General features: G+C 74.0%; 19 protein-coding genes. 13 read left to right on the plus strand and 6 right to left on the minus strand.

Annotation, left to right across the window (positions count from 1 at the left end):
• Nucleotides 1-52: 52 nt before the first annotated feature.
• From ACFVX9_RS24980 to ACFVX9_RS25005, 6 genes are all read left to right on the plus strand, one after another.
• Complete coding sequence (locus tag ACFVX9_RS24980) at nt 53-916, plus strand: RodZ domain-containing protein (RefSeq protein ID WP_363374410.1); 864 nt, start codon at nt 53-55, stop codon at nt 914-916.
• Between the two features lie 117 nt (nt 917-1033).
• Nucleotides 1034-2527 (plus strand): 30S ribosomal protein S12 methylthiotransferase RimO, encoded by a 1494-nt coding sequence (gene rimO, locus ACFVX9_RS24985; protein ID WP_063349316.1) that lies wholly within the window; start codon nt 1034-1036, stop codon nt 2525-2527.
• On the plus strand, nt 2524-3162 hold the full coding sequence (gene pgsA / locus ACFVX9_RS24990) for a CDP-diacylglycerol--glycerol-3-phosphate 3-phosphatidyltransferase (protein ID WP_063349317.1): 639 nt from the start codon (nt 2524-2526) through the stop codon (nt 3160-3162). The genes rimO and pgsA overlap by 4 nt, the downstream gene beginning before the upstream one ends.
• Nucleotides 3163-3194: 32 nt before the next feature.
• Nucleotides 3195-3671 (plus strand): CinA family protein, encoded by a 477-nt coding sequence (locus tag ACFVX9_RS24995; protein ID WP_387983586.1) that lies wholly within the window; start codon nt 3195-3197, stop codon nt 3669-3671.
• Nucleotides 3672-4053: 382 nt separating this feature from the next.
• Nucleotides 4054-4422 (plus strand): helix-turn-helix domain-containing protein, encoded by a 369-nt coding sequence (locus ACFVX9_RS25000; protein WP_049660741.1) that lies wholly within the window; start codon nt 4054-4056, stop codon nt 4420-4422.
• Between the two features lie 55 nt (nt 4423-4477).
• Nucleotides 4478-4765, plus strand: a complete 288-nt coding sequence (locus ACFVX9_RS25005; RefSeq protein WP_380377579.1) for a hypothetical protein — start codon at nt 4478-4480, stop codon at nt 4763-4765.
• A gap of 77 nt (nt 4766-4842) precedes the next feature.
• On the opposite strand, the gene ACFVX9_RS25010 is transcribed toward ACFVX9_RS25005, so the two are convergent.
• Nucleotides 4843-9576, minus strand: coding sequence for an ATP-dependent helicase (locus ACFVX9_RS25010; RefSeq protein WP_387983562.1), 4734 nt, complete (start codon nt 9574-9576; stop codon nt 4843-4845).
• A gap of 172 nt (nt 9577-9748) precedes the next feature.
• Here ACFVX9_RS25010 and ACFVX9_RS25015 point away from each other — a divergent pair, with 172 nt between their 5' ends.
• The 7 genes from ACFVX9_RS25015 (at nt 9749) to rny (ending at nt 17538) form a co-directional block, all read left to right on the plus strand.
• Nucleotides 9749-11350: a S8 family serine peptidase gene (locus ACFVX9_RS25015; RefSeq protein ID WP_380377583.1), complete on the plus strand. Its 1602-nt coding sequence runs from the start codon at nt 9749-9751 to the stop codon at nt 11348-11350.
• Nucleotides 11351-11403: 53 nt separating this feature from the next.
• Nucleotides 11404-11994 carry a GNAT family N-acetyltransferase gene (locus tag ACFVX9_RS25020; RefSeq protein ID WP_387983564.1) on the plus strand — a complete coding sequence of 197 codons (591 nt, stop codon included), beginning with the start codon at nt 11404-11406 and terminating at the stop codon, nt 11992-11994.
• Nucleotides 11991-12185 (plus strand): DUF3046 domain-containing protein, encoded by a 195-nt coding sequence (locus ACFVX9_RS25025; protein ID WP_063349322.1) that lies wholly within the window; start codon nt 11991-11993, stop codon nt 12183-12185. The genes ACFVX9_RS25020 and ACFVX9_RS25025 overlap by 4 nt, the downstream gene beginning before the upstream one ends.
• A 207-nt stretch (nt 12186-12392) precedes the next feature.
• Nucleotides 12393-13526, plus strand: a complete 1134-nt coding sequence (locus ACFVX9_RS25030; RefSeq protein WP_079135874.1) for an AI-2E family transporter — start codon at nt 12393-12395, stop codon at nt 13524-13526.
• Between the two features lie 177 nt (nt 13527-13703).
• Complete coding sequence (gene recA, locus ACFVX9_RS25035) at nt 13704-14819, plus strand: recombinase RecA (protein ID WP_380336442.1); 1116 nt, start codon at nt 13704-13706, stop codon at nt 14817-14819.
• Between the two features lie 4 nt (nt 14820-14823).
• Nucleotides 14824-15888 (plus strand): recombination regulator RecX, encoded by a 1065-nt coding sequence (gene recX, locus ACFVX9_RS25040; RefSeq protein WP_387983567.1) that lies wholly within the window; start codon nt 14824-14826, stop codon nt 15886-15888.
• A gap of 180 nt (nt 15889-16068) precedes the next feature.
• Nucleotides 16069-17538, plus strand: coding sequence for a ribonuclease Y (gene rny, locus ACFVX9_RS25045; protein WP_387983569.1), 1470 nt, complete (start codon nt 16069-16071; stop codon nt 17536-17538).
• Nucleotides 17539-17614: 76 nt separating this feature from the next.
• Here rny and ACFVX9_RS25050 read toward each other — a convergent pair whose 3' ends face one another.
• The 5 genes from ACFVX9_RS25050 to ACFVX9_RS25070 form a co-directional block, all read right to left on the minus strand.
• Nucleotides 17615-19363 (minus strand): FAD-dependent monooxygenase, encoded by a 1749-nt coding sequence (locus ACFVX9_RS25050; RefSeq protein WP_063349325.1) that lies wholly within the window; start codon nt 19361-19363, stop codon nt 17615-17617.
• 122 nt (nt 19364-19485) lie between these two features.
• Nucleotides 19486-20337 (minus strand): amino acid ABC transporter permease, encoded by an 852-nt coding sequence (locus tag ACFVX9_RS25055; protein WP_380377592.1) that lies wholly within the window; start codon nt 20335-20337, stop codon nt 19486-19488.
• Nucleotides 20334-20984, minus strand: coding sequence for an amino acid ABC transporter permease (locus tag ACFVX9_RS25060; protein WP_380480621.1), 651 nt, complete (start codon nt 20982-20984; stop codon nt 20334-20336). Before ACFVX9_RS25060 ends, ACFVX9_RS25055 begins: the two co-directional genes overlap by 4 nt.
• 55 nt (nt 20985-21039) lie before the next feature.
• Entirely contained in the window at nt 21040-21942 is a 903-nt protein-coding gene (locus ACFVX9_RS25065) for a glutamate ABC transporter substrate-binding protein (protein WP_387983572.1), read from the minus strand.
• 120 nt (nt 21943-22062) lie between these two features.
• Nucleotides 22063-22836, minus strand: a complete 774-nt coding sequence (locus ACFVX9_RS25070; RefSeq protein WP_380377596.1) for an amino acid ABC transporter ATP-binding protein — start codon at nt 22834-22836, stop codon at nt 22063-22065.
• Between the last annotated feature and the right edge of the window lie 59 nt (nt 22837-22895).

The raw sequence follows: 22895 nt of genomic DNA on the forward strand, positions 1-22895 counted from the left end.
CGCCCCTAGACTGTTCCCCAGCAGGTGGCCATCCGCTCGAAAGGCGTGCCCCGTGACCATCGGCAAGTCCCCCGACCGCGAGAACGCCCCGTCGTCCGTCGAGCCGACCGACGACGCGGTGCAGGCGGCCGATGCCCCGAGCATCGGCCGGGTGCTGTCCACCGCCCGGATCGAGGCCGGGCTCACGGTGGACCAGGTGAGTACGGCGACCCGGGTCCGGGTGCCGATCGTCCACGCCATCGAGGAGGACGACTTCGGCCGCTGCGGCGGCGACTTCTACGCCCGCGGGCACATCCGCGCGATCGCCCGCGAGGTCGGCGTCGACGGCGAGGCCCTGATCGCCCGGTACGACGCCGCGCACGGCGGCTCGCCCGCCTCCAAGCGGCCGACCCAGCTGATCGACAGCGGCCCGATCAAGGTGCCCGGCCGCGGCCGGCCGAACTGGGCGGCGGCCATGGTCTCCGCGATCGTCGTGGTGGTCGTCCTGATCGGCTTCAACCTGGTCAGCGGCAAGGACGGCCACACCGGCACCGGCTCCGCCAGCGCGCCGCTGCCCAGCGGCTCCGGCACCGGCTCGGTCGCCTCCGTGCCCTCGCCCACCGTGCAGCCGCCGGCGCCCGTGCCGAGTGCGGCCGCGATCGCCGCCGTCCCGGCCGACAAGGTCACCGTGAAACTGGTCGCCGAGGGCAGCACCAGCTGGGTGTCCGCGGTGGACGGCAGCGGGAAGTCGCTGTTCCAGAACAACATCAGCGACGGCCAGGACCAGACCTTCACCGACCCCAAGCAGATCAAGCTGGTGCTCGGAAACGGCGGGGCCGTGCACGCGTACGTCAACGGCAAGGATCTCGGCCTCCTCGGCAAGGACGGCCAGGTGGTGCACGTCACGTACACCCCCGGCGATCCGCAGGCGGGCTGACCACAGGCCTGCGGAGGCCCTGGAGAGCGGCCCTGCGGCCTGGCGAAGATCTGGTAATCCGAGGCGCGCGGCCTCCGGGGCGAACGGCACCGGAGGCCGCGCGTTAATCTTGGCCCTATGCCTGAACGCCGTACTGTCGCCCTTGTCACGCTCGGATGCGCCCGCAACGAGGTGGACTCCGAGGAACTCGCCGGGCGACTGGAAGCCGACGGCTGGTTGCTCGTCGACGACGCCGCCGAAGCGGACGTCGCCGTCGTCAACACCTGCGGCTTCGTCGAGGCCGCCAAGAAGGACTCCGTGGACGCCCTGCTGGAGGCCAACGACCTCAAGGGGCACGGCCGCACCCAGGCCGTCGTCGCGGTCGGCTGCATGGCCGAGCGCTACGGCAAGGAGCTCGCCGACGCCCTGCCCGAGGCCGACGGCGTGCTCGGCTTCGACGACTACTCCGACATCTCCGACCGCCTCCAGACCATCCTCTCCGGCGGCCACCACGCCCCGCACCTCCCGCGCGACCGCCGCAAGCTTCTGCCGATCAGCCCGGCCGAGCGGCAGTCCGCCGCCGAGGCCGTCGCGCTGCCCGGCCACGGCGCCGCCGAGACCCCGGCCGAGCCGATCACCGACCTGCCCGAGGGCCTCGCCCCGGCCTCCGGCCCGCGCACCCTGCGCAAGCGGCTCGACGACAACCCGGTCGCCTCGGTCAAGCTCGCCTCCGGCTGCGACCGGCGGTGCTCCTTCTGCGCCATCCCGGCGTTCCGCGGCTCCTTCATCTCCCGCCGCCCCTCCGACGTGCTGCACGAGGCCCAGTGGCTGGCCGAGCAGGGCGTGCGCGAGGTCGTCCTGGTGAGCGAGAACAACACCTCGTACGGCAAGGACCTCGGCGACATCCGGCTGCTGGAGACGCTGCTCGGCGAGATCTCCGCGATCGAGGGCGTCGAGCGGGTCCGGGTCTCCTACCTGCAGCCCGCCGAGATGCGCCCCGGGCTGATCGACGCGATGACCGGGACCACGGACGTGGTGCCCTACTTCGACCTGTCCTTCCAGCACTCGGCGCCCGCCGTGCTGCGCCGGATGCGCCGCTTCGGCTCCACCGACCAGTTCCTGGACCTGCTGAAGACCATCCGCGACCGAGCCCCGCAGGCCGGCGCCCGGTCCAACTTCATCGTCGGCTTCCCCGGCGAGACCGAGGCGGACTTCGCCGAGCTGGAGCGCTTCGTCACGCACGCCGGGCTGGACGCGATCGGCGTCTTCGGCTACTCCGACGAGGACGGCACCGAGGCCGCGACCTACGACGGCAAGCTGTCCGAGGACGTGATCGCCGACCGGCTGAACCGGCTCAGCCGGCTGGCCGAGGAGATGACCGCCCAGCGGGCCGAGCAGCGCGTCGGCACCGAGGTCGAGGTCCTGATCGAGTCCATCGAGGACGGCGTGGTCGAGGGCCGGGCCGCCCACCAGGCCCCCGAGACCGACGGCCTGACCACCCTCACCGGCGTCGAGGACCCGCAGATCGGCCAGTTCCACCGGGCCAAGGTGGTCGCCAGCGAGGGCGTCGACCTGATCGCCGAGGCGCTGGAGCCGGTCCGGGTCCGTCAGGCCCCGGGAGCCGGGGAATGACCAAGGGGCCCGGCGCCCCGGCCGCGGCCCATCCGGGCAGACCGCCGGCCGCGGTGCCGCCGGTGCCGGCTGTCTGGAACATCGCCAACATGCTCACGATGCTCCGGCTGCTGCTGGTGCCGGTCTTCGTGTCGCTGCTGTTCGCCGACGGCGGGCACGACCCCAAGTGGCGCTCGGTCGCCTGGGCGTCGTTCGCCATCGCGATGATCACCGACCTGTTCGACGGCGAGCTGGCCCGGCGCAAGGGCCTGGTCACCGACTTCGGGAAGATCGCCGACCCGATCGCCGACAAGGCGATCATGGGCTCGGCGCTGATCGGCCTCTCGCTGCTCGGAGACCTGCCCTGGTGGGTCACCGCGGTGATCCTGGCCCGCGAACTCGGCATCACCCTGATGCGCTTCTGGGTGATCCGCTACGGCGTCATCCCGGCCAGCCGCGGCGGCAAGATCAAGACGCTGACCCAGGGCATCGCGGTCGGCATGTACGTCCTGGAGCTGACCGGCTGGCTGGCCACCGCCCGGGCCGTGCTGATGGCCCTGGCGGTACTGCTGACCATCGGCACCGCGCTGGACTACGTCGGACAGGCGCTGCGCATGCGCCGCGAGGGACTGGCCGCGGAGCGCGCGGGCCGGTGAGCGACGGGGGAGACCGGGTGACGGAGCACGAGCTGGCGGTACGGGCGCACGAGGCGCTGCGCGCCAGGGGCGGCACGCTGGCCGTCGCCGAGTCGCTGACCGGAGGGCTGCTCGCGGCCGCCCTGGTCGACGTCCCCGGGGCGTCCGCGACCTTCCGGGGCTCGGTCACCGCGTACGCCACCGAGCTGAAGTCCTCGGTGCTCGGCGTGGACGAGGGGCTCCTGGCGGTGTACGGGCCGGTCCACCCGGTGGTGGCGGGGCAGATGGCCGAGGGCGTGCGCCGGCTGCTGGGGGCCACGTACGGGATCGCGACGACCGGGGTGGCCGGGCCGGACCCGCAGGACGGGCAGCCGGTGGGCACCGTACACCTGGCGGTCGCCGGTCCGGAGGGAACTCTGGTCAGTTCGCCCCGGCTGTCGGGCGGGCGTGCCAGAATCCGTCACGGGGCGGTGACCGCCGCTCTGGAGCTGTTCGTCGGGCGGCTCCGGGCCGGTACGCCCACGACCTGAACCCCGCGGGGCCCGCACCCGGGCGTCCCGCAGCCCGTTGGAGGCGCCGCGGAGGCGTGGTGGAGCCCCCCGATCGCGGCGATCTCCACCGAACCGAGATCCGCCGATCCGGTCCGCGGGCACGGCACAGCTGGAGGATCGTGTTACATCCAAGGGCCTGGTTGGGCAGAAACCAGGTGGCGAACGAGTTGCGTGACGGTGGCCGGGCGGTCCGCGAGGGGTACCACGAGGGGCCCGCGGACCCGGAAACGACACCGGAACGAGGAGGGGGACAGCCTTGCAGCCCAGAGTGAACACGACCAGGGTCCCCGCACGCGAAGCGGGCAAGGCGGTACGGTGGGGTCGTGACATCTCGATCCGCAGTCCGAGGAGGGAGGCACCGATGATCCTGCTTCGTCGCCTACTGGGCGATGTACTGCGTCGGCAGCGCCAGCGCCAGGGCCGCACACTCCGCGAGGTGTCGGCGGCAGCCAGGGTTTCGCTCGGTTACCTCTCCGAGGTCGAGCGGGGACAGAAGGAGGCCTCCTCGGAGCTGCTCTCCGCCATCTGCGACGCGCTCGACGTCCGGATGTCCGAGGTCATGCGCGAGGTCAGCGACGAACTGTCGCTCGCTGAACTTGCGGCGATGGCCACCCTCTCCGAAGGTGATCTGCTGAGGCCGGTACTCGAACCGGTTCCGCTGCCCGCCCCCGGCACCGACCGGGCGAACATGTCGCCCAAGGCCGCCGCGATGGACGTGGTCGCCGCCTGAACCCGGCCTCGACTCCCGGGCTCCTGGTGCCCGGGGCGAGCGAAGGAGGGCGGTCGTGCGGAGATCCGCGACGGCGTGCACGGAGGCTCGAATACGGCTGCGGCTACTGATACCGTGGCCGGCCCGCCGGGTCCTGGTGATCCTGACGGCAGGGCTGGTCTGGTGGCTGCCGGCGGTCCGGGGACAGTTGGCCGACGGCGCCGTGCTGGGACTGCTCGCGGCCGGCGGCTGGGGACTCGGCCTGATCCCGGTCCACGCCGACCGGAACGCCACCGGGCCGCAGCGGCGCCCGTCAAAGGAGGCCGTGGCCCGGGTGGCGGCGCAACCGCCGACGGTCGGCTGAACCACTCGAACGGGTGATACGAGCGAACGAAGGCCGCGGGGCACCGGATGCCCCGCGGCCTTCGGCGTCGGCGGACCTCAGGAGGACCGCAGGCGCAGGCCGCGCGGGGTGGCGTGGAAGCCGGCCTCCTCCAACGCGGCGCCCAGCGCCGAGCCGAGGGCCGGCTCGCCGTTCGCCCGCTCGACCGTGACGCTGCCGAGCGCACCCTCGCGGACCGCGGCCGCCAGCGCGCCCACCGCCAGCGCCCGGATGGCGCCGTCCTCCGGCCAGGCCAGCAGCGACTTGCCGCCCCGCTCGACGTACAGCGCCAACTCGCCGTCCACCAGCACCACCAGGGCGCCCGCCTTGCGGCCCGGGCGGTGCGCCCGGGCCTCCTTGGCTCCGGGGGCCGTCGGCGGCTCCGGCCAGGGCAGTGCGGAGCCGTAGGCGTTCGCCGGATCGGCGGCGGCCAGCACCAGCACCTGCGGCGGCTCGGTGGCCGGGGCGGCCGGCCACTCGGCGGCCCGGGCCCGCTCCAGCCGGCCGTTGACCGAGCGCAGCCGGTCGGCCGCGCCCTCCATGGCGAACTGGGCGCCGCCCAGCCCCTCGACGAAGTAGCCCCGGCGGGCCCGGCCGCGCTCCTCCATCGCGGCGAGCACCCGGTACACCCCGGCGAAGCCGCCCGGGACCCGCTCGGCCGCCACCGCGCCCCGGGTGACCAGGCCGTGCCGGTCCAGCAGGCTCTGCGCCTGGGTGGTGGCCCGGACCGTCGGGTCGGTGGTGAAGGCGGGCAGCAGCGACCAGCGCCCGGCCACCGTCGGCGGGCCGCCGCGCAGCGCGCCGCCGACCCGGCCGAAGGCGCGGCCGGCGCCGCCGTAGCGGCCGCGCGGGGTCGCCCGGGGCGCGCGGTGGGCGGTGGCACCGGCCGTCCGGCCGGAACCGAGCAGGGCGCGCAGCGGGGCGAGGGTGTCGTTGGTGACGTACCCGGCCCAGACGAGGTCCCAGAGCGCCTCGACGACCTCCGGCTCCGGGGTCTCCTCCGGCAGCTGCTGGACCAACTGGCGGAAGAACAGGCCGTAGCCGCCGGCCAGCGCCGCCAGCAGCGCGCTGTGCACGGGGGTGAGCGCGGGCGGGACGGGCTCGGGGCGCAGCAGGTGGGCGTGCTCGGCCAGGTGCAGGCTGAGCCAGCCGTCCTTGCCGGGCAGCGCGCCGGCCCCGCACCAGCCGATCTCGCCGGCCGCCGTCAACTCGTCCAGCAGGCCGGGGGAGTAGCCGGTGAGCCGGGCCGGGAGGATCAGCTTCTCCAGGGCGGAGGCGGGCAGGGCGGTGCCCTGGAGCTGTTCGACCACCCGGAGCAGGCCGTCCGGGCCGCTCAGCCGGTGGCCGGCCAGGTGCTGCCACTGCGGGAGGAACGCGGCCAGGGCGCGCGGCGGGACGGGTTCGACCTCCTGGCGCAGGGCGGCCAGCGAGCGGCGGCGCAGCCGGCGCAGGACCTCGGCGTCGCACCACTCGGTGGTGGTGTGGTCGGGAGGGGTGGTGTGGAGCGCCTCCGGCGAAGGGGACCGGCGGGCGACGGGTGGGCGGAACTGGCCCTGGACCAGGCGGCCGGCGGCGGTGAGCCGGTGCAGGGTGCCGGTGACGACGGCGGTGCCGAGGCCGAAGCGGGCGGCCGCCTCGGCGGCGGCGAACGGGCCGTGGGTGCGGGCGTAGCGGGCGAGCAGGTCGCCCAGCGGATCCTTGACCGGCTCGGTGAAGGCCTCGGGGACGCCGACCGGCAGCGGGGTGCCGAGCGCGTCGCGCAGCCGCCCGGCGTCCTCGACGGCGGACCAGCGCCGCTCGCCGGCGATCCGGACCTGGATCACCCGGCGGGCGGCCTCCAACTCCAGGGCCCAGAGCGGTTCGGCGCCGCGGGCCGCCAGCTCGGCCTCGGTGAGCGGGCCGAGCAGGCGCAGCGCGTCGGCGACGCCCTCGGCGTCCTTGATCCGGCGCTCGGGCGTGAGGCGCTGGAGCTCGGCCTCCAACTCGGCGAGCACCTGCGGGTCGAGCAGTTCGCTCAGCTCGGCCTGGCCGAGGAGCTCGGACAGCAGCCGGGAGTCGAGCGAGAGGGCGGCGGCGCGGCGCTCGGCGAGCGGGGAGTCCCCCTCGTAGAGGAACTGGGCGACGTAGCCGAACAGGAGGGAGCGGGCGAAGGGCGAGGGCTCGGGGGTGGTGACCTCGACCAGGCGGACGGCGCGGGATTCGAGGTCGCCCATCAGCTCGACCAGGCCCGGCACGTCGAAGACGTCCTGGAGGCACTCGCGGACGGCCTCCAGGACGATCGGGAACGAGCCGTACTCGGAGGCGACTTCGAGCAGTTGGGCGGCGCGTTGGCGCTGCTGCCAGAGCGGGGTGCGGCGGCCGGGGCTGCGGCGCGGGAGCAGCAGGGCACGGCCGGCGCACTCGCGGAAGCGGGAGGCGAACAGGGCGGAGCCGCCGACCTGGTCGGTGACCAGCTGCTCGATCTCGGCGGCGTCGAACAGGGCGGCGTCGGCGCCGACCGGGGCCTCGTCCGAACCGGACTGCTCCGAGGGGCTGTTGAAGTCGAAGTCGGTGGCGAGGAGGTCGGCGTCCGGCAGGCGCAGCACGATGCCGTCGTCGGCGTGCATGACCTGGGGGTCGAGGCCGTGCTTCTCGCGCAGCCGGGCGCCGAGCGCGAGCGCCCAGGGGGCGTGCACCTGGGCGCCGAAGGGGGAGTGGATGACGATCCGCCAGTCGCCGAGCTCGTCCCGGAAGCGCTCGACGACGATGGTGCGGTCGTCCGGGAGGTGGCCGGTGGCCGCGCGCTGCTGGGCGAGGTAGTCGAGCAGGTTGGCGGCGGCCCAGTCGTCCAGGCCGGCCCGGTGCAGCCGGGCGGTGGCGGCCTCGGGCTCCAGGGCGCCCAGCTCGCGGGTGAACGCGCCGAGGGCGCGGCCGAGTTCGAGCGGGCGGCCGAGGGTGTCGCCCTTCCAGAACGGGAGCCGGCCGGGCACGCCGGGGGCGGGGGTGACCAGCACCTTGTCGTGGGTGATCTCCTGGATCCGCCAGGAGGTGGTGCCGAGGGTGAACACGTCGCCGACGCGGGACTCGTAGACCATCTCCTCGTCGAGCTCTCCGACCCGGCCGCCGCCTTTTTTAGGGTCGGCGCCGGCGATGAAGACGCCGAACAGGCCGCGGTCGGGGATGGTGCCGCCGGAGGTGACGGCGAGCCGCTGGGCGCCGGGGCGGCCGGTCACGGTGCCGGCCACCCGGTCCCAGACCACCCGGGGGCGCAACTCGGCGAAGGCGTCCGAGGGGTAGCGGCCGGCCAGCATGTCGAGCACGGCCTCGAAGGCGGACTGCGGGAGGGTGGCGAAGGGCGCGGCGCGGCGGACCACGGTGAGCAGGTCGTCCACCGGCCAGGCGTCCAGCGCCGTCATCGCGACCAGTTGCTGGGCGAGCACGTCCAGCGGGTTGCGCGGGACGCGCAGCGCTTCGATCCGGCCGGCCCGCATCCGCTCGGTGACCACGGCGGACTGCACCAGGTCCCCGCGGTACTTGGGGAAGAAGACGCCGGTGGAGACGGCGCCGACCTGGTGGCCGGCCCGGCCGACCCGTTGCAGGCCGGAGGCGACCGAGGGCGGGGACTCGACCTGGACGACCAGCTCGACGGCGCCCATGTCGATGCCCAGTTCCAGGCTGGAGGTGGCGACCACGGCGGGCAGCCGGCCGGCCTTCAACTCCTCCTCGACCAGCGCCCGCTGCTCCTTGGAGACCGAGCCGTGGTGGGCGCGCGCGATGACCGGCGGGGCGCCCTTGGCGACGCCGGACTCGGCCATCAGCTGGGCGGGGGAGTGCGCCTCGGGCAGCGGCTCACCGGTGGCCCGTTCGAGGGCGATCTCGTTCAGCCGGTTGCACAGGCGCTCGGCGAGGCGGCGGGAGTTGGCGAAGACGATGGTCGAGCGGTGCGCCTGGACCAGGTCGACGATCCGCTCCTCGACGTGCGGCCAGATCGACGCCTGCCGCTGCGGGTCGGCGTCGGAGGAGGCGCCGGTGGCCGGGGCCGCGGGCAGGTCGTCCAGGTCGGGGACGGGGACGACCACCGACAGGTCGAACTCCTTGGCGGCGGCGGGCTGGACGACGACGGCGCCGCGTTGCGGGCTGAGGTAGCGGGCCACCTCCTCGACCGGGCGGACGGTCGCGGACAGGCCGATCCGGCGGGCCGGGCGCTCCAGGAGTTCGTCCAGCCGCTCCAGGCTGAGCGCGAGGTGGGCGCCGCGCTTGGTGCCGGCGACGGCGTGCACCTCGTCGAGGATCACCGTGTCGACGCCGCGCAGCGCCTCCCGGGAGGCGGAGGTGAGCAGCAGGAACAGCGACTCGGGGGTGGTGATCAGGATGTCCGGCGGGTGGGTGGCGAAGCGGCGGCGGTCGGCGGCGGGGGTGTCGCCGGAGCGGGTGGCGACCTGGACCTCGGGCTCGGGCAGGCCGAGCCGGACGGCGGCCTGGCGCAGGCCGGTCAGCGGGGCGCGCAGGTTGCGCTCGACGTCCACCGCGAGGGCCTTGAGCGGTGACACGTACAGGACCCGGCAGCGGCGCTTGGGGTCCGCCGGGGGCGGGGTGCTGCTCAGCCGGTCCAGGGCGGAGAGGAAGGCGGCGAGCGTCTTGCCGGAGCCGGTGGGGGCGACCACCAGGACGTCGGTGTCCTGCCGGATGGCGCGCCAGGCCTCGGCCTGGGCGGTGGTGGGGGCGGAGAAGGCGCCGGTGAACCAGGCCCGGGTGGTCGGGGCGAATCCGGCCAGGGGGTCGTCGTTCGGCGGGGTCGGGTGCGGGGGCGCCATGCCCCCATGGTGCCGGGTGGCACCGACAACCGGGGTGGGGGAGCGGAGGTCGCACGGGTGTGGTGAGCATGGGTGTAGTTAAAGGAGCAAAAAGGCAAATCCGCTCATATGGTGATGAATCAGGCCAGTGACCCACCCCCGACCCACCGGACCGACGAGCGGAGACCGTGCGATGGCGCAGGTGAACCCGTCCGGCGGTCCCGCCCGTGCCGCCCGCCGCCGCGTCCGCGGGCCCGCCCGGGCGCTGCTCGCGATGCTGCTCACCGCACTCGTGGTCGGCGGCGCCGTCCCGTACGTCTCCGGATCCGGCCGGCCCTACCTCAGCTACCTGGTGCTCGCCGAGCAGGAGGACGCCGCCGGGGCCGCCCTGGCCGGGGCCGAGAGTCGGGCGGCGGGCGGGCAGGTGGTCCAGGAGTACCCGCAGATCGGGGCCGTCCTGGCGTACGCCACCGGCGGCTTCGCGGGCACGCTGCGGGCCCGGCCCGGGATCGCCGCCGTCGGCACCACCCGGACCGAACCGGTGGTCGCCCCGCCCCGCCTGCTGGACGGCGCCGGGGACTTCGCCGCCGGTACCGACCGCGCCGACCGCGCCGGCCGCAGCAGCACCGATCACGCCCGGCGCGACAGCGGTCACGCCCGTCGCAGCAGCACCGACAGCGCCCGGCGCGACAGCACCGACCGGCAGGACGGCGGCACCGTCACGGTGCCCGACCCGAGCGAGGGCGACCCGTGGAACCTCGCCATGCTCGGCGGCGCCGGCGCCCGGGCCGGCGACACCTCCACCGGGATCCGCGGTCCCGCCGGCGCGCCGACCGCCGACGCACTGCACAAGGTGCTGGTCGCGGTGCTCGACTCCGGCGTCGACGACACCCACCCCGACCTGCGCGCCGCCGTCGACCCGAAGGCCTCCGTCTCCTGCGCCGACGGCCGGCCCGACGCCCGCTCCGGCTCCTGGCGGCCCGACCCCGGGGTCAGCGAGAGCGGCCACGGCACCCACGTCGCCGGGATCGTCGGCGCCACCCGGGACGGCCACGGCATCACCGGGGTCGCGCCGGGCGTGCGGATCGCCGCCGTCCGGCTGCTCGGACCGCTCGGCCAGTACTACGCCGAGAACATCGTCTGCGGCATGCTCTGGGCCGCCGACCACGGCGCCAAGGCGATCAACAACAGCTACTTCGCCGACCCGTGGAAGTACAACTGCCCGGAGGACCAGGACCAGGCCGCGCTGATCGCCGCCGTCGGCCGGGCCTCCGGCTACGCCCAGCGCAAGGGCGCCGTGGTGGTCGCCTCGGCGGGCAACGACGGGCAGGACCTCGGCGCCGCCCGGACGGACGAGCGCAGCCCCAACGACCGGGTCTCCGGCCCGGCCCGCTCCCGCTACCTGGGCACCGAGTGCATCCGGCTGCCCGGCGAACTGCCCGGCGTCGTCACCGTCACCGCCGTCAACCGGGACGGCCGCCCGTCCGGCTATTCGAACTACGGCCGCGGCCGGGTCTCGCTGGCCGCCCCCGGCGGCGACCCGGACAGCGGGCCGCAGGGCGCGATCGTCTCCGACTGGCCGGGCGGGCAGTACGCGGCACTGGCCGGCACCTCGATGGCGGCGGCGCACGTCACCGGCGCGGTCGCGGTGGCCGCCGCCCTGCACCCGGACTACGGCTCCGGCCCGCTCGCCGCCCTGCTCGCCGGCACCGCGGCGGCCGCCTGCCCGCCCGGGCCGTACGCCTGCGGGGCCCGGCAGTACTTCGGTGCCGGGCTGCTCGCGCTGCCGCGCTGAGGCGGGCGGAAAACCGGGTGACGCCGCCCGAGCCGGTGGGTGAGGATCGGGGCGTGACCGTCTTCCTCACCACCGAGCGGCTGGTGCTGCGCCGCTTCACCGCAGCGGACGTCGACCACCTGGTCGAACTGGACGGCGACCCGGAGGTGATGCGCCACCTCACCGGCGGGCGGCCGACCGCGCGGGAGCAGGTCGAGGGCGAACTGCTGCCGCTGTACCTCGCGCACTACCGGCGGTACGGCGACCTCGGCTGGTGGGCGGCCGAGGAGCGGGCCGGCGGGGCCTTCCTGGGCTGGTTCGAGTTCCGGCCGACGCGGGAGGGCGACCGCTCCGAGGTCGAGCTGGGGTACCGGCTGCGCCGGGCCGCCTGGGGGCTGGGGTACGCGACCGAGGGGGTGCGGGCGCTGGTCCGCCGCGGCTTCACCGCACTGGGCGTGCGGCGGGTGGTGGCGTACACGATGACGGTCAACGCGGGCTCGCGGCGGGTCATGGAGAAGACCGGGCTGTCGTTCGTCCGCACCTTCCACGAGGACTACCCGGAGGCGATCCCCGGCAGCGAGCACGGCGAGGTCGAGTACGCGCTGACGGCCGGGCAGTGGCGGGCCCGGGACGGCGCCGCGCGGTCCGGGATACTGGAGCCATGAGGCTGACGGAGTTCTGGCGACGGATGCACGCGCACTTCGGGGAGACGTACGCGGAGTCCTTCGCCTCCGACCATGTGATGAGCGAACTCGGCGGGCGGACGGTGCGGCAGGCACTGGAGTCGGGCTGGGAGGCCAAGGACGTCTGGCGGGTGGTCTGCGAGACCCAGGGCGTCTCCGGCGTGCTGCGCTGACCACCGCCCGCCCGTGGGACCGACCCCGCCCCGGCGGGGTGCCCGGTGCTCGGGCGGCTCCGGGGGATGGGTGAGACTGTCGGAGTGACAAGCAGCGCAGAAGCACGGAATTCGGACAGGGCGGCGCGGGTCGCCGACGAGGCTCCGGGCCCGCCGCCCGAACCGCGGCTGCCGGAGGGCGAGGCCGGCGGCTTCTGGGGTGGCGGGATGCCGCGCTGGCTGCCCCGGGCGATGGTGCTGGCCCTGGTGCTGGTCGGGCTGTTCCAGCTCGCCGACTGGGCCTTCCACCAGCTGATCGACCTCTTCGTGATGCTGCTGGTGGCCTTCTTCCTCTCGCTGGCGCTGGAGCCGGCCGTCGACCGGATGGCGGCACGCGGGGTGCGTCGCGGGATCGGCACCTTCCTGGTGTTCGTCGCGGTGGGGATCGCGGTGATCGGGTTCCTCGCGGCGCTCGGCACGCTGCTGGTCGATCAGGTCGCGAAGATCGCCGGGGACCTGCCGCACCTGGTCGACAACCTGATCAACTGGGTGAACCGGACGTTCCATCAGGACCTGTCGCTGGGCGAGCTGCAGAAGAAGCTGCTCAAGGACTCCGGCGCGATCGAGAGCTACGCCCAGCAGGCCGCCGACAACGTCTGGGGCCTCTCCTCCACCGTGATCGGCGGGCTCTTCCAGGCCTTCACGGTCGGGCTGTTCACCTTCTACTTCACCGCCGAGGGCCCGCGGGTCCGCCGGACGGTCTGCTCGATGCTGCCGCCCGCCAAGCAGGGCGAGGTGCTGCGGGCCTGGGAGATCGCCCTCGCCAAGACCGGCGGCTACCTGTACTCCCGGGCGCTGCTCGCGGTGGTCTCCGCGGCCGGGCACTGGGTGATGTTCGCGCTGCTCGACCTGCCGTACGCGGCCGCGCTGGCGGTCTGGGTCGGCGTCATGTCGCAGTTCGTGCCGACCATCGGGACGTACCTGGCCGGCGCGCTGCCGGTGCTGGTGGCGCTCACCGTGCAGCCGGTGGACGCGCTCTGGGTGCTGATCTTCGTGGTGGTCTACCAGCAGGTCGAGAACTACCTGCTGCACCCGAGGATCACCGCGCGGACGGTGGACGTGCACCCGGCGGTCGCGTTCGGCGCGGTGATCGCGGGCGCGGCGCTGCTCGGCGCGGTGGGCGCGCTGATCGCCATCCCGGCGGCGGCCACCCTGCAGGGCTTCGTCGGGACGTACGTGCGGCGGTACGAGGTGGCCACCGACCCGCGGATCGACCGGGGCGAGCAGCGGCGGGCCCGGCGGGAGCTGCGCCGGGAGGCGGCGCGGCGGCTGCGGCGGATGGTCGGCGGCGACGGGAGGTGACCCGGCCGGTGGTGGTGGCACCGTTCGGACGTGCGAAGCTTGAATCGAACATTTGTTCTCTGTACTCTCCGGCGAGGAGTTTTCCACAGGCGGAGCCGGGTCGGGCTCGTTTGTCAGTGGGACGCGCTAGCGTCGAGGACGATGAAGCGCACAGCACAGAACCCGAGGGTGGAAGCCATGGCAGGTACGGACCGCGAGAAGGCCCTTGAGAACGCACTCGCTCAGATCGAGCGGCAGTTCGGCAAGGGCTCGGTGATGCGCCTGGGCGAGAAGGCCAACGAGCCGATCGACGTGATCCCCACCGGGTCCACCGCCCTGGACGTCGCCCTCGGTGTCGGCGGTATCCCGCGCGGCCGGGTGGTCGAGATCTACGGCCCCGAGTCCTCCGGCAAGACCACCCTGACCCTGCACCTGGCGGCCAACGCCCAGCGGGCCGGCGGCACGGTCGCCTTCGTCGACGCGGAGCACGCGCTCGATCCCGAGTACGCCAAGAAGCTCGGCGTGGACACCGACGCCCTGCTGGTCAGCCAGCCGGACACCGGTGAGCAGGCGCTGGAGATCACGGACATGCTGATCCGCTCCGGCGCTGTCGACCTGATCATCATCGACTCGGTCGCGGCGCTCGTCCCGCGTGCGGAGATCGAGGGCGAGATGGGTGACTCGCACGTCGGTCTGCAGGCCCGGCTGATGAGCCAGGCGCTGCGCAAGATCGCCGGTGCGCTGAACCAGTCGGGCACCACGGCGGTGTTCATCAACCAGCTGCGCGAGAAGATCGGCGTCATGTTCGGCTCGCCGGAGACCACGACCGGTGGCCGGGCGCTGAAGTTCTACGCCTCGGTCCGGCTGGACATCCGCCGGATCGAGACCCTGAAGGACGGCACCGAGGCGGTCGGCAACCGCACCCGCGTCAAGGTGGTCAAGAACAAGGTCGCCGCGCCGTTCAAGCAGGCCGAGTTCGACATCCTCTACGGCATCGGCATCAGCCGCGAGGGCGGCCTGATCGACATGGGCGTCGAGCACGGCTTCATCCGCAAGTCCGGCGCCTGGTACACCTACGAGGGCGACCAGCTCGGCCAGGGCAAGGAGAACGCCCGCAACTTCCTGCGGGACAACCCGCAGCTCGCCGACGAGATCGAGCGGAAGATCAAGGGCAAGCTCGGCATCGGCCCGAAGACCGAGGAGCCGGCCGAGGGCGAGGCGGCTGCTGCCGCCGACGGCGCCGCGAAGCCGATCACCGCGACCGCCGCCAAGACGGCCGCGGCGAAGAAGACGGCGGCGGCCGCCAAGGCCTGAACCGTTGACGCAGCACGACGCAGTGGGTGAGGGCGGCCCGGCGGGTCCGGACGGCGACGACTACGGGCCGCCGGACTGGTTCGCCGCCGTGGCGGGGGAGCCGGAGCCGCCGTTCGAGGCGACGCCCCGGGCGCGGTCGCAGTCCCGGAAGGGGCGGCGGCGGGAGCGGTCCTCCGCCGCACAGTGGGCATCCGGCCCGGAGCCGGAGTTCGACCGGGAGCCGGTCCGGGCGGTGCGCGGCGCGGCGCCCGGGCCGGCACCGGCGGAGCCGTCGGTCGGCGAGCTCGGGCTGGTCTCCGCCTCAGAACTGCCCACCGGCCGCCGCAGGCGGCGCTCGGCACTGGCGGCCGAGGAGTTCGACGAGGCCGGCTTCCCGGCGGCCGGCGAGGGCCGGGGCGAGGCCGGGGCGGTCGGTCATGGGGGTGTGACCGCCCCGGCCCCGCACACCGGTCCCGGCGCGCGTCGTGGGCGGCGCGCTGCGGCCGGGCGTTCCGCCGGGCACGCCTCGGACGAGGAGGGCGCTCCGGGCGACGAGCACGACCCCTCCGCCCGTACCGGCCGAACCGGGCGGAAGCGGGCCGGGGCCGAGGAGACGGCCGATCCCGAGACCCGCGCCCGCGACATCTGCCTGCGGCTGCTCACCGGCGCCGCCAAGAGCCGCAAACAGCTCGCCGACGCCCTGCGCAAGCGGGAGATCCCGGACGACGTCGCCGACGAGGTGCTCACCCGGCTCGAAGAGGTCGGGCTGATCGACGACGCGGCCTTCGCCGCGGCCTGGGTGGAGTCCCGGCACGCCGTCCGGGGCCTGTCCCGGCGGGCGCTGGCCCAGGAACTGCGCACCAAGGGCGTGGCCGCGGACCTGGTCGAACAGGCCGTCGCCCAGCTCGACCACGACGACGAGACCGAGGCCGCCCGGGCGCTGGTCGACCGCAAGCTGCGGTCCACCCGGGGGCTGGACCCGCAGGTCCGGATGCGGCGGCTGGTCGGCGTGCTGGCCCGGCGCGGCTACTCCGAGGGGCTGGCGTTCCGGGTGGTGCGGAGCGCGCTGGACGAGGAGGGGCCGGGCTGACCGTCGGGAACCGGGAGGGAGCAGTGGCCGGCAGGTAGCCATTGCGTACGGTTCTTGGTCCAGTCCAGGCCGAGTCTTGACCGTTTCGTGACCCGCACCTAGCCTCGCACTCAGTGCGGGGGCGCTTCCGGACGGCGGTCCACGCCGGGCGCCGGACAGTGGTGACGGGGAGTGGGCGGCATGAGGATCTCTGCGGGCACCGGACCGGACGCCTCCCTGCTGCCACTCGCCGGGTCGGCCGGCGCCGTCCTGCTGCTCCTCGCCGTCCTGGTCGGGCTGCTGGCCAAGCGGCTCCGGGCCGCCCAGCGGCGCGCCGGCGTCGAGGCCGAGCGCGTCCGCGGCTGGGCCGAGCAGCAGACCTCCCGGCAGCGGGCCGAACTCGCCAGGCGCGAGGAGCAGTTGGCCGAGGAGCTGCGCCGGGTCCGGGCCAGGGAGGACGAACTCGCCGCGCGCTCCGCCGAGCTGGAGCGCGCCCGGGGCGAGGCCGAGGCGCTGGTGACCCGCCGGGTGGCGGTGCTGGAACGGGCCGGCGGACTGTCCGCCGAGCAGGCCCGCGCCGAACTCCTGCGCGAGGCCGCGACCACGGCCCGGCGGGAGGCCGCGGTCACGGTCCGGGAGATCGAGCGCGAGGCCAGGGAGGAGGGCGAGCGCCGGGCCCGGGGCATCCTCGCCGGGGCGATCCAGCGGTTGGCGACGGTGCAGACCGCCGAGACGGCGGTCACCGTCTTCCGGCTGCCGAGCGAGGACATGAAGGGCCGGATCATCGGCCGCGAAGGCCGCAACATCCGTGCCTTCGAGGCGGTCACCGGCGTCAACCTGATCATCGACGACACCCCCGCGACGGTGCAGCTCTCCTGCTTCGACCCGGTCCGCCGGGAGACCGCCCGGCTCACCCTGGAACAACTGGTCGAGGACGGCCGGATCCACCCGACCCGGATCGAACACGTCCACGAGCGCAGCCGCGAGGAGGTCGAGCAGTGCTGCGTCCGGGCCGGTGAGGACGCCCTGCTGGACGCCCGGGTCGGCGGGATGCACCCCGAACTCGTCCGCACCCTGGGCAGTCTGCGCTACCGGGTCTCGTACGGGCAGAACGTGCTCGGGCACCTGCTGGAGTCCGCGCACCTGGCCGGGATGATGGCCGCCGAGCTCGGGGTGGCCCCGGAGCCGGTGCGGCGGTCGGCGCTGCTGCACGACATCGGCAAGGCGCTCACCCACGAGGTCGAGGGCAGCCACGCGGCGGTCGGCGCGGACTTCGCCCGCCGGCACGGGGAGTCCCCGGAGGTGGTGCACGCGATCGCCGCGCACCACGGCGAGGTGGAGCCGCGCACCGTGGAGGCCGTGCTCACGCAGGCCGCGGACGCCTGTTCGGGCGGGCGGCCCGGGGCGCGCAAGGAGTCGCTGGAGGTGTACGTGCGGCGGCTGGCGCGCCTGGAGGAGATCGCCCGCGCGCACGAGGGCGTGGCCGAGGTGTACGCGATGCAGGCGGGGCGCGAGGTGCGGGTGATGGTGCGGCCGGAGGAGGTGGACGACCTCGGGGCGCAGCTGATCGCCCGGGAGGTCGCCCGGCAGGTCTCCGAGGAGCTGACCTATCCGGGCCAGATCCGGGTGACGGTGGTCCGGGAGAGCCGGGCCATCGCGGTGGCGAGTTAGGCCCTGCCCTGCCCTGCCCAGCCCAGCCCTGTCCGGCGCACGTCCGGGGTGCACGCCTGGGGCTCGCGCCAGGGACCTACGCGCTGGGGGAGTCCACCTGCTGGGGCGCCTGGCGGGCGGCGGGCTCCGGCGCTGGGCTCTGGTCGGGTTCGGGTTCGGGTGCGCCGGCGAGCGGGGCCGGCCCGCCCCGGGCGCGGTCGGCGAGCGCCAGCAGGTCCTCGGCGGCGGCGCCCTGGGTGGCGCCGACCAGGTGCCCGTCCGGCCGGATCAGCAGCACGGTGTGCGGTCCGGCTTCCGGGTACTCCTCGGTGACCAGCACTTCGGCGGGCACCGGCAGCGCGGCGGCGACCTCGGCGAGCCGGGGCATCAGGCCGGCGCCCAGCCAGTGCTCGGCGGACCACACGGCGGTGCCGGGGGCGACCAGCAGCAGCAGGAAGGTGACGCCGAGCCGGGCGTGCAGGTGGTCCGGGGTGCCGTCGGCGGCGAGCACCGGCAGGTCCGGGACGAGCACGCCGGGGGCGGTGGCCGGCAGCAGTTCGCTGAGCGAGGTGGTGCCGCGGGCGCCGCGCTGGACCGGTACCCGGCCGGGGACGCCCGAGGGCGCGGCCGGGTAGGCGGGCGCGCCGCCGAAGCGGCCGGTGCCGAGCTGTCCGTCGGCGAGCAGCGGTGCGTGCTTGCGGAAGCCGCCGACCAGCAGCGAGCGCCGGGTCTGCTGCCAGCCGCGCAGCGGGCGCAGCAGCGGCATGGACTGGTCGACGGCGCGCAGCCGGGCGCCGACCGCGCCGCGCCGTTCGGCCTCGTAGCCGTCCAGCAGGGAGCCGCCGGGTTGCGGGCCGCCGGAGTGGAGGTGCCAGGCGAGGGAGAGCCGCCAGGCGAGGTTGTCGGCGTCGCGCAGCCCGTCGGCCAGGTTCTGCATGCCGAGCGCGCCGTGCAGGTGGGCGGCGTCGCCGGCGAGGAAGCAGCGGCCGCTGCGGAACCGGGCGGCGAGGCGCTGCTGGGCGGTGTGGTCGGCGGCGGCGAGCAGGTCGAAGCGGGGGAGTTCGCCGCACCAGCCGGTGAGGGTGGCGGTGACCCGGGTGAGCAGGGTGTCGCCGGTGACGACGCCGGGCCAGGTGGCGTGCGGGTCGACGGTTTCGGTGGGGGCGGGCCGTCCGGGGGGCAGCCGCCAGTCGAGCCGCCAGACGCCGTCCGGCAGCGGGCGGGCGGAGGCCTCGCGGTCGCCGCGCCACGGGGGCTCGCGGTGCAGCCGGGCCTCGTGGAAGGGCAGGTCGACCCGGACGGTGGCGATGGCGTTGCGGTCGACGGCGGGGCGGCCGGGGAAGCGGATCTTCAGGAGCTTGCGGACGGCGGATCTGGCGCCGTCGCAGCCGACCAGGTGGCTGCCGCGCCACCAGGTGCTGGAGCCGTCCTGGGTGCCGTGGGTGCGGACGCTGACGCCGTCGCGGTCCTGTTCGAGTTCGACGACCCGGCTCAGCGGGACCAGCCGGACCAGCGGGGTGCCGGTGAGGGCGTCGCGCAGGCCGCGCTGGAGGCGGTGCTGGGGCAGGTGGAAGGCGGGGGAGTCGGTGAGGTCGATCCGCAGCACTTCCTGGCGGCGGCGCCAGACGGTGAAGGAGTCCCAGAGGGCGGAGTCCGAGACGGCCCGCGGGTAGCCGATCCGGGTGAGGAAGGCGGCGGTGTCGGCCCCGAGGACGACGCTGCGCGGGCCCTCGGGGCAGAGCCCGGAGCCCTCGTCCAGGACGATGGTCGGCACTTCGTGCCGGGCGAGGGCGAGGGCCAGGGCCAGACCGACCGGTCCGGCCCCGACCACGATCACCGGGTCCATGCGGTGACCTCCGGGCACGAACCGGCCGATGGGCCGGCGTCAGTTACCGCTGCCGCATATGCCGCGTGGATGCTCCCGGGAGGTGTCACGAAGAGCAATGCAACAGTTCACCTGCGTGTGCGTCAAGCAGCAGCTGAAGTGCGCCGGTTCGCGCCGCGACGGCCGCGCGCTTCGATCCACCGGGCGAGGGCGGTCAGCAGCAGGCACATGGCGATGTAGATCGGACCGATCACCAGCACCACGGGGATGTAGGGGAAGCCCGCGGCGTTGATCGGCTGGCTGGCGATCGCCTTGCCGACGAACAGCAGTTCCTGGTACGTGATGATCAAGCCGAGCGAGGTGTCCTTCAGGGTGACGACCAGCTGGCCGATCATCGTGGGCAGCATCGAACGGACGGCCTGCGGCACCAGGATGGAGGCCATCACCTGGGTCTTGCGCATGCCGAGCGCGTAGGCCGCCTCGCCCTGGCCGCGCGGGACGGCGTTGACGCCGCTGCGGATGATCTCGGCCTGCACCGAGCCGTTGTAGAGGGTGAGGCCGAGCACCAGCGCCCACATCGGCTCCTTCGCGAAGAACGCGTAGTACAGCGCGACGATCAGGATCAGCAGCGGCATCGCCCGGAAGAACTGGACGAAGCCGACGGCCGCCCAGCGGACCGGCTTGTGGTCGGAGAGCTGCCCGGCGGCGAGCAGGCCGCCCAGGGTGAGCGAGAACAGCGCGGCCAGGCCGAAGGCCTTCAGGGTGGAGAGCAGGCCGTCCACGATGCGCTGCTGGACGGTGTTGTACTGGAACGCGTCCCACATCTGCGGGTCGAACTGGCCGTTGTCGGAGAGCGCGGTGAAGACGTACCAGAGCAGGGCGGCGACGCCGATCAGCGCCAGCGCCCCGAACAGCTGGTACCGGAAGCGGGCCCGCGGGCCGGGGGCGTCGTAGAGGACGCTGGCCGTGGGGGTGCGGGTGAAGAGGTTGCTCATCGGGCCACCGCCAGTCGGGATTCCAGGACGCGGAACAGCGTGGCGACCGTGGCACTGATCACCAGGTAGGCGCAGGCCACCCAGAAGAAGATCCCGAAGATCGCGTAGCCGCGCTCGGAGAGGGTCTGCTGGACGCTGTACAGCTCGCTGACGCTGAAGGCGCCGGCGATCGCCGAGTTCCTCGGCAGCGCGATGAACACACTGCTCAGCGGGGCCAGGACGGTCCGGGTGGCCTGCGGCAGGATGATCAGGGTGAGGGTCTGGCCGAAGCTCATGCCGAGGCTGCGGGCCGCCTCGGCCTGGCCGAGCGGCACGGTGTTGATGCCCGAGCGGATCACCTCGCAGACGAACGAGGCGGTGTAGCCGCCGAGCGCCAGCACCGCGAAGGTGAGGTGGCTGAAGTGCACCCCGAGCGGCGGCAGGCCGAAGGTGACGGCGAAGAACAGCAGGGTCAGCGGCGTGTTGCGGAACAGCGTGACCCAGGTGGTGCCGAAGGCACGCAGGACCGGCACCGGGGAGACCCGGAAGGCCGCCAGCAGGGTGCCCAGCAGCAGGGCGAGCAGGGCGCTGAGCGCGCTCAGCTCGATCGTCTGCAGGAAGCCGTCGCGGAACAACGTGAAGTTGTCCTGCTCGAACAGGAACCCCATCCGGCGGCCCTCCTCTCATCAGATGGTCAGGACGGATGGTCGGGCGTGGACCGGATCAGTAGCGTTCGAGGGCCGGCACGGCCGGCGCGGCGGAGCCGGACGCGCCCAGGGTCGCGTCGTAGGCCTTCTTCCAGTCGCCGTTGTCCTCGTGGGCCTTGAGCGCGTCGCCGATGGCGTTGCGCAGGACCGCGTCGTCCTTGTTGAGACCGACGCCGTAGTTCTCCTTGGTGAACGGCTTGCCGACCACCTTGAGCTTGGGGGCGTACTTGGAGGCGTAGCCCTTGAGGATCGCGTCGTCGGTGGTGACCGCGTCGACCTCGCCGGACAGCAGCTTCTCGACGCAGGCCGAGTAGGTGTCGAACTGCGTGATCTTCGGGTTGTACTGCTGGATGTTCTTGATCGAGGTGGAGCCGGTGGCGGTGCAGACGTTCTTGCCGCCGACGCTCTCCGGGCCGGTGATCGAGGTGTTGTCGGCCTTCACCAGGAAGTCCTGACCGGCGATGTAGTACGGGCCGGCGAAGGAGACCGTCTTCTTGCGCTCGTCGTTGATGCTGTAGGTGCCGACGTAGAAGTCGATCTGGCCCTTGGCGATGGCCGGCTCGCGCTGCGAGGAGACCAGCGTCTGCCACTTGATCTGCTGCGGGCTGAAGCCGAGGTCGGCGGCGACCATCTTGGCGATCTCGATGTCGAAGCCGCTGCGGTCGCCGCTGGCGACGTCCTCGAAGCCCAGTCCCGGCTGGTCGGCCTTGGCGCCGATGATCAGCTGGCCGCGCTTCTTCGCCTCGGCGAGGATCGCCGAGTCGATCTTGACGTCGGTCTTGACCGTGTAGGCGGGCAGCGCCGGGGCGTTGCCGCTGCTCGCGGCGGTGGCGCCGGGGGAGCCGTCCTTGCCGCAGGCGGCGGTGGCGGTGAGCGCGACGGCACAGAGCGCGACGGCGAGGGTGCGACGAGTCCTCATGAGGGTTGTTCTCCTGGGAGCTGGGCCACGGCTAACCGGGCTCTGGCGTCTGGAAGGTGCGTGCACGGGCAGGGCCGCCCGGCGTCCTTGCCGGCGGCGGCCCCGCGTCGTCTCGAAGCGTCAGTGGTGGAGGATCTTCGAGAGGAAGTCCTTGGCACGGTCGGAACGCGGCGCGGTGAAGAAGGCGTCCGGGGTGTTCTGCTCGACGATCCGGCCGTCGGCCATGAACAGCACGCGGTTGGCGGCGGAGCGGGCGAAACCCATCTCGTGGGTGACCACGACCATCGTCATGCCGTCGGCGGCCAGCTGGCGCATGACCTCCAGCACCTCGTTGACCATCTCCGGGTCGAGGGCCGAGGTGGGCTCGTCGAAGAGCATCACCTTGGGCTTCATCGCCAGCGCCCGGGCGATCGCCACGCGCTGCTGCTGGCCGCCGGAGAGCTGGGCGGGGACTTTGTCCGCCTGCGCGCCGACGCCGACCCGCTCCAGCAGCCCGCGGGCGGTCTTCTCGGCCTGCGCCCGGGCGATCCCGCGCACCTTGACCTGGCCGATGACGACGTTCTCCAGCACCGTCTTGTGCGCGAACAGGTTGAAGCTCTGGAACACCATGCCGACCTCGGCGCGCAGCCGGGCCAGCTCCTTGCCCTCGTCGGGCAGCGGGCGGCCGTCGATGGTGATCGTGCCGGAGTCGATGGTCTCCAGCCGGTTGATCGTCCGGCAGAGCGTCGACTTGCCGGAGCCGGACGGCCCGATCAGGACCACGACCTCGCCCTGGACGATCTTCAGGTCGATGTCCTGCAGGACGTGCAGCGCTCCGTAGTGCTTGTTCACGCTGCTCAGCACGACCAGGGGGGCGGCTGCAGGGGTGGAGTCCTCGACCGGATTCTCGGCCATCGCGCCTGCTCCCTCGTGTCGGCCCGTGAAAGTCTGAACTCCCTTGGGCGGCAATGGTG

It is taken from the genome of Kitasatospora sp. NPDC058243 (assembly GCF_042882025.1).
In the GTDB taxonomy this organism is placed as follows: Bacteria; Actinomycetota; Actinomycetes; order Streptomycetales; family Streptomycetaceae; genus Kitasatospora.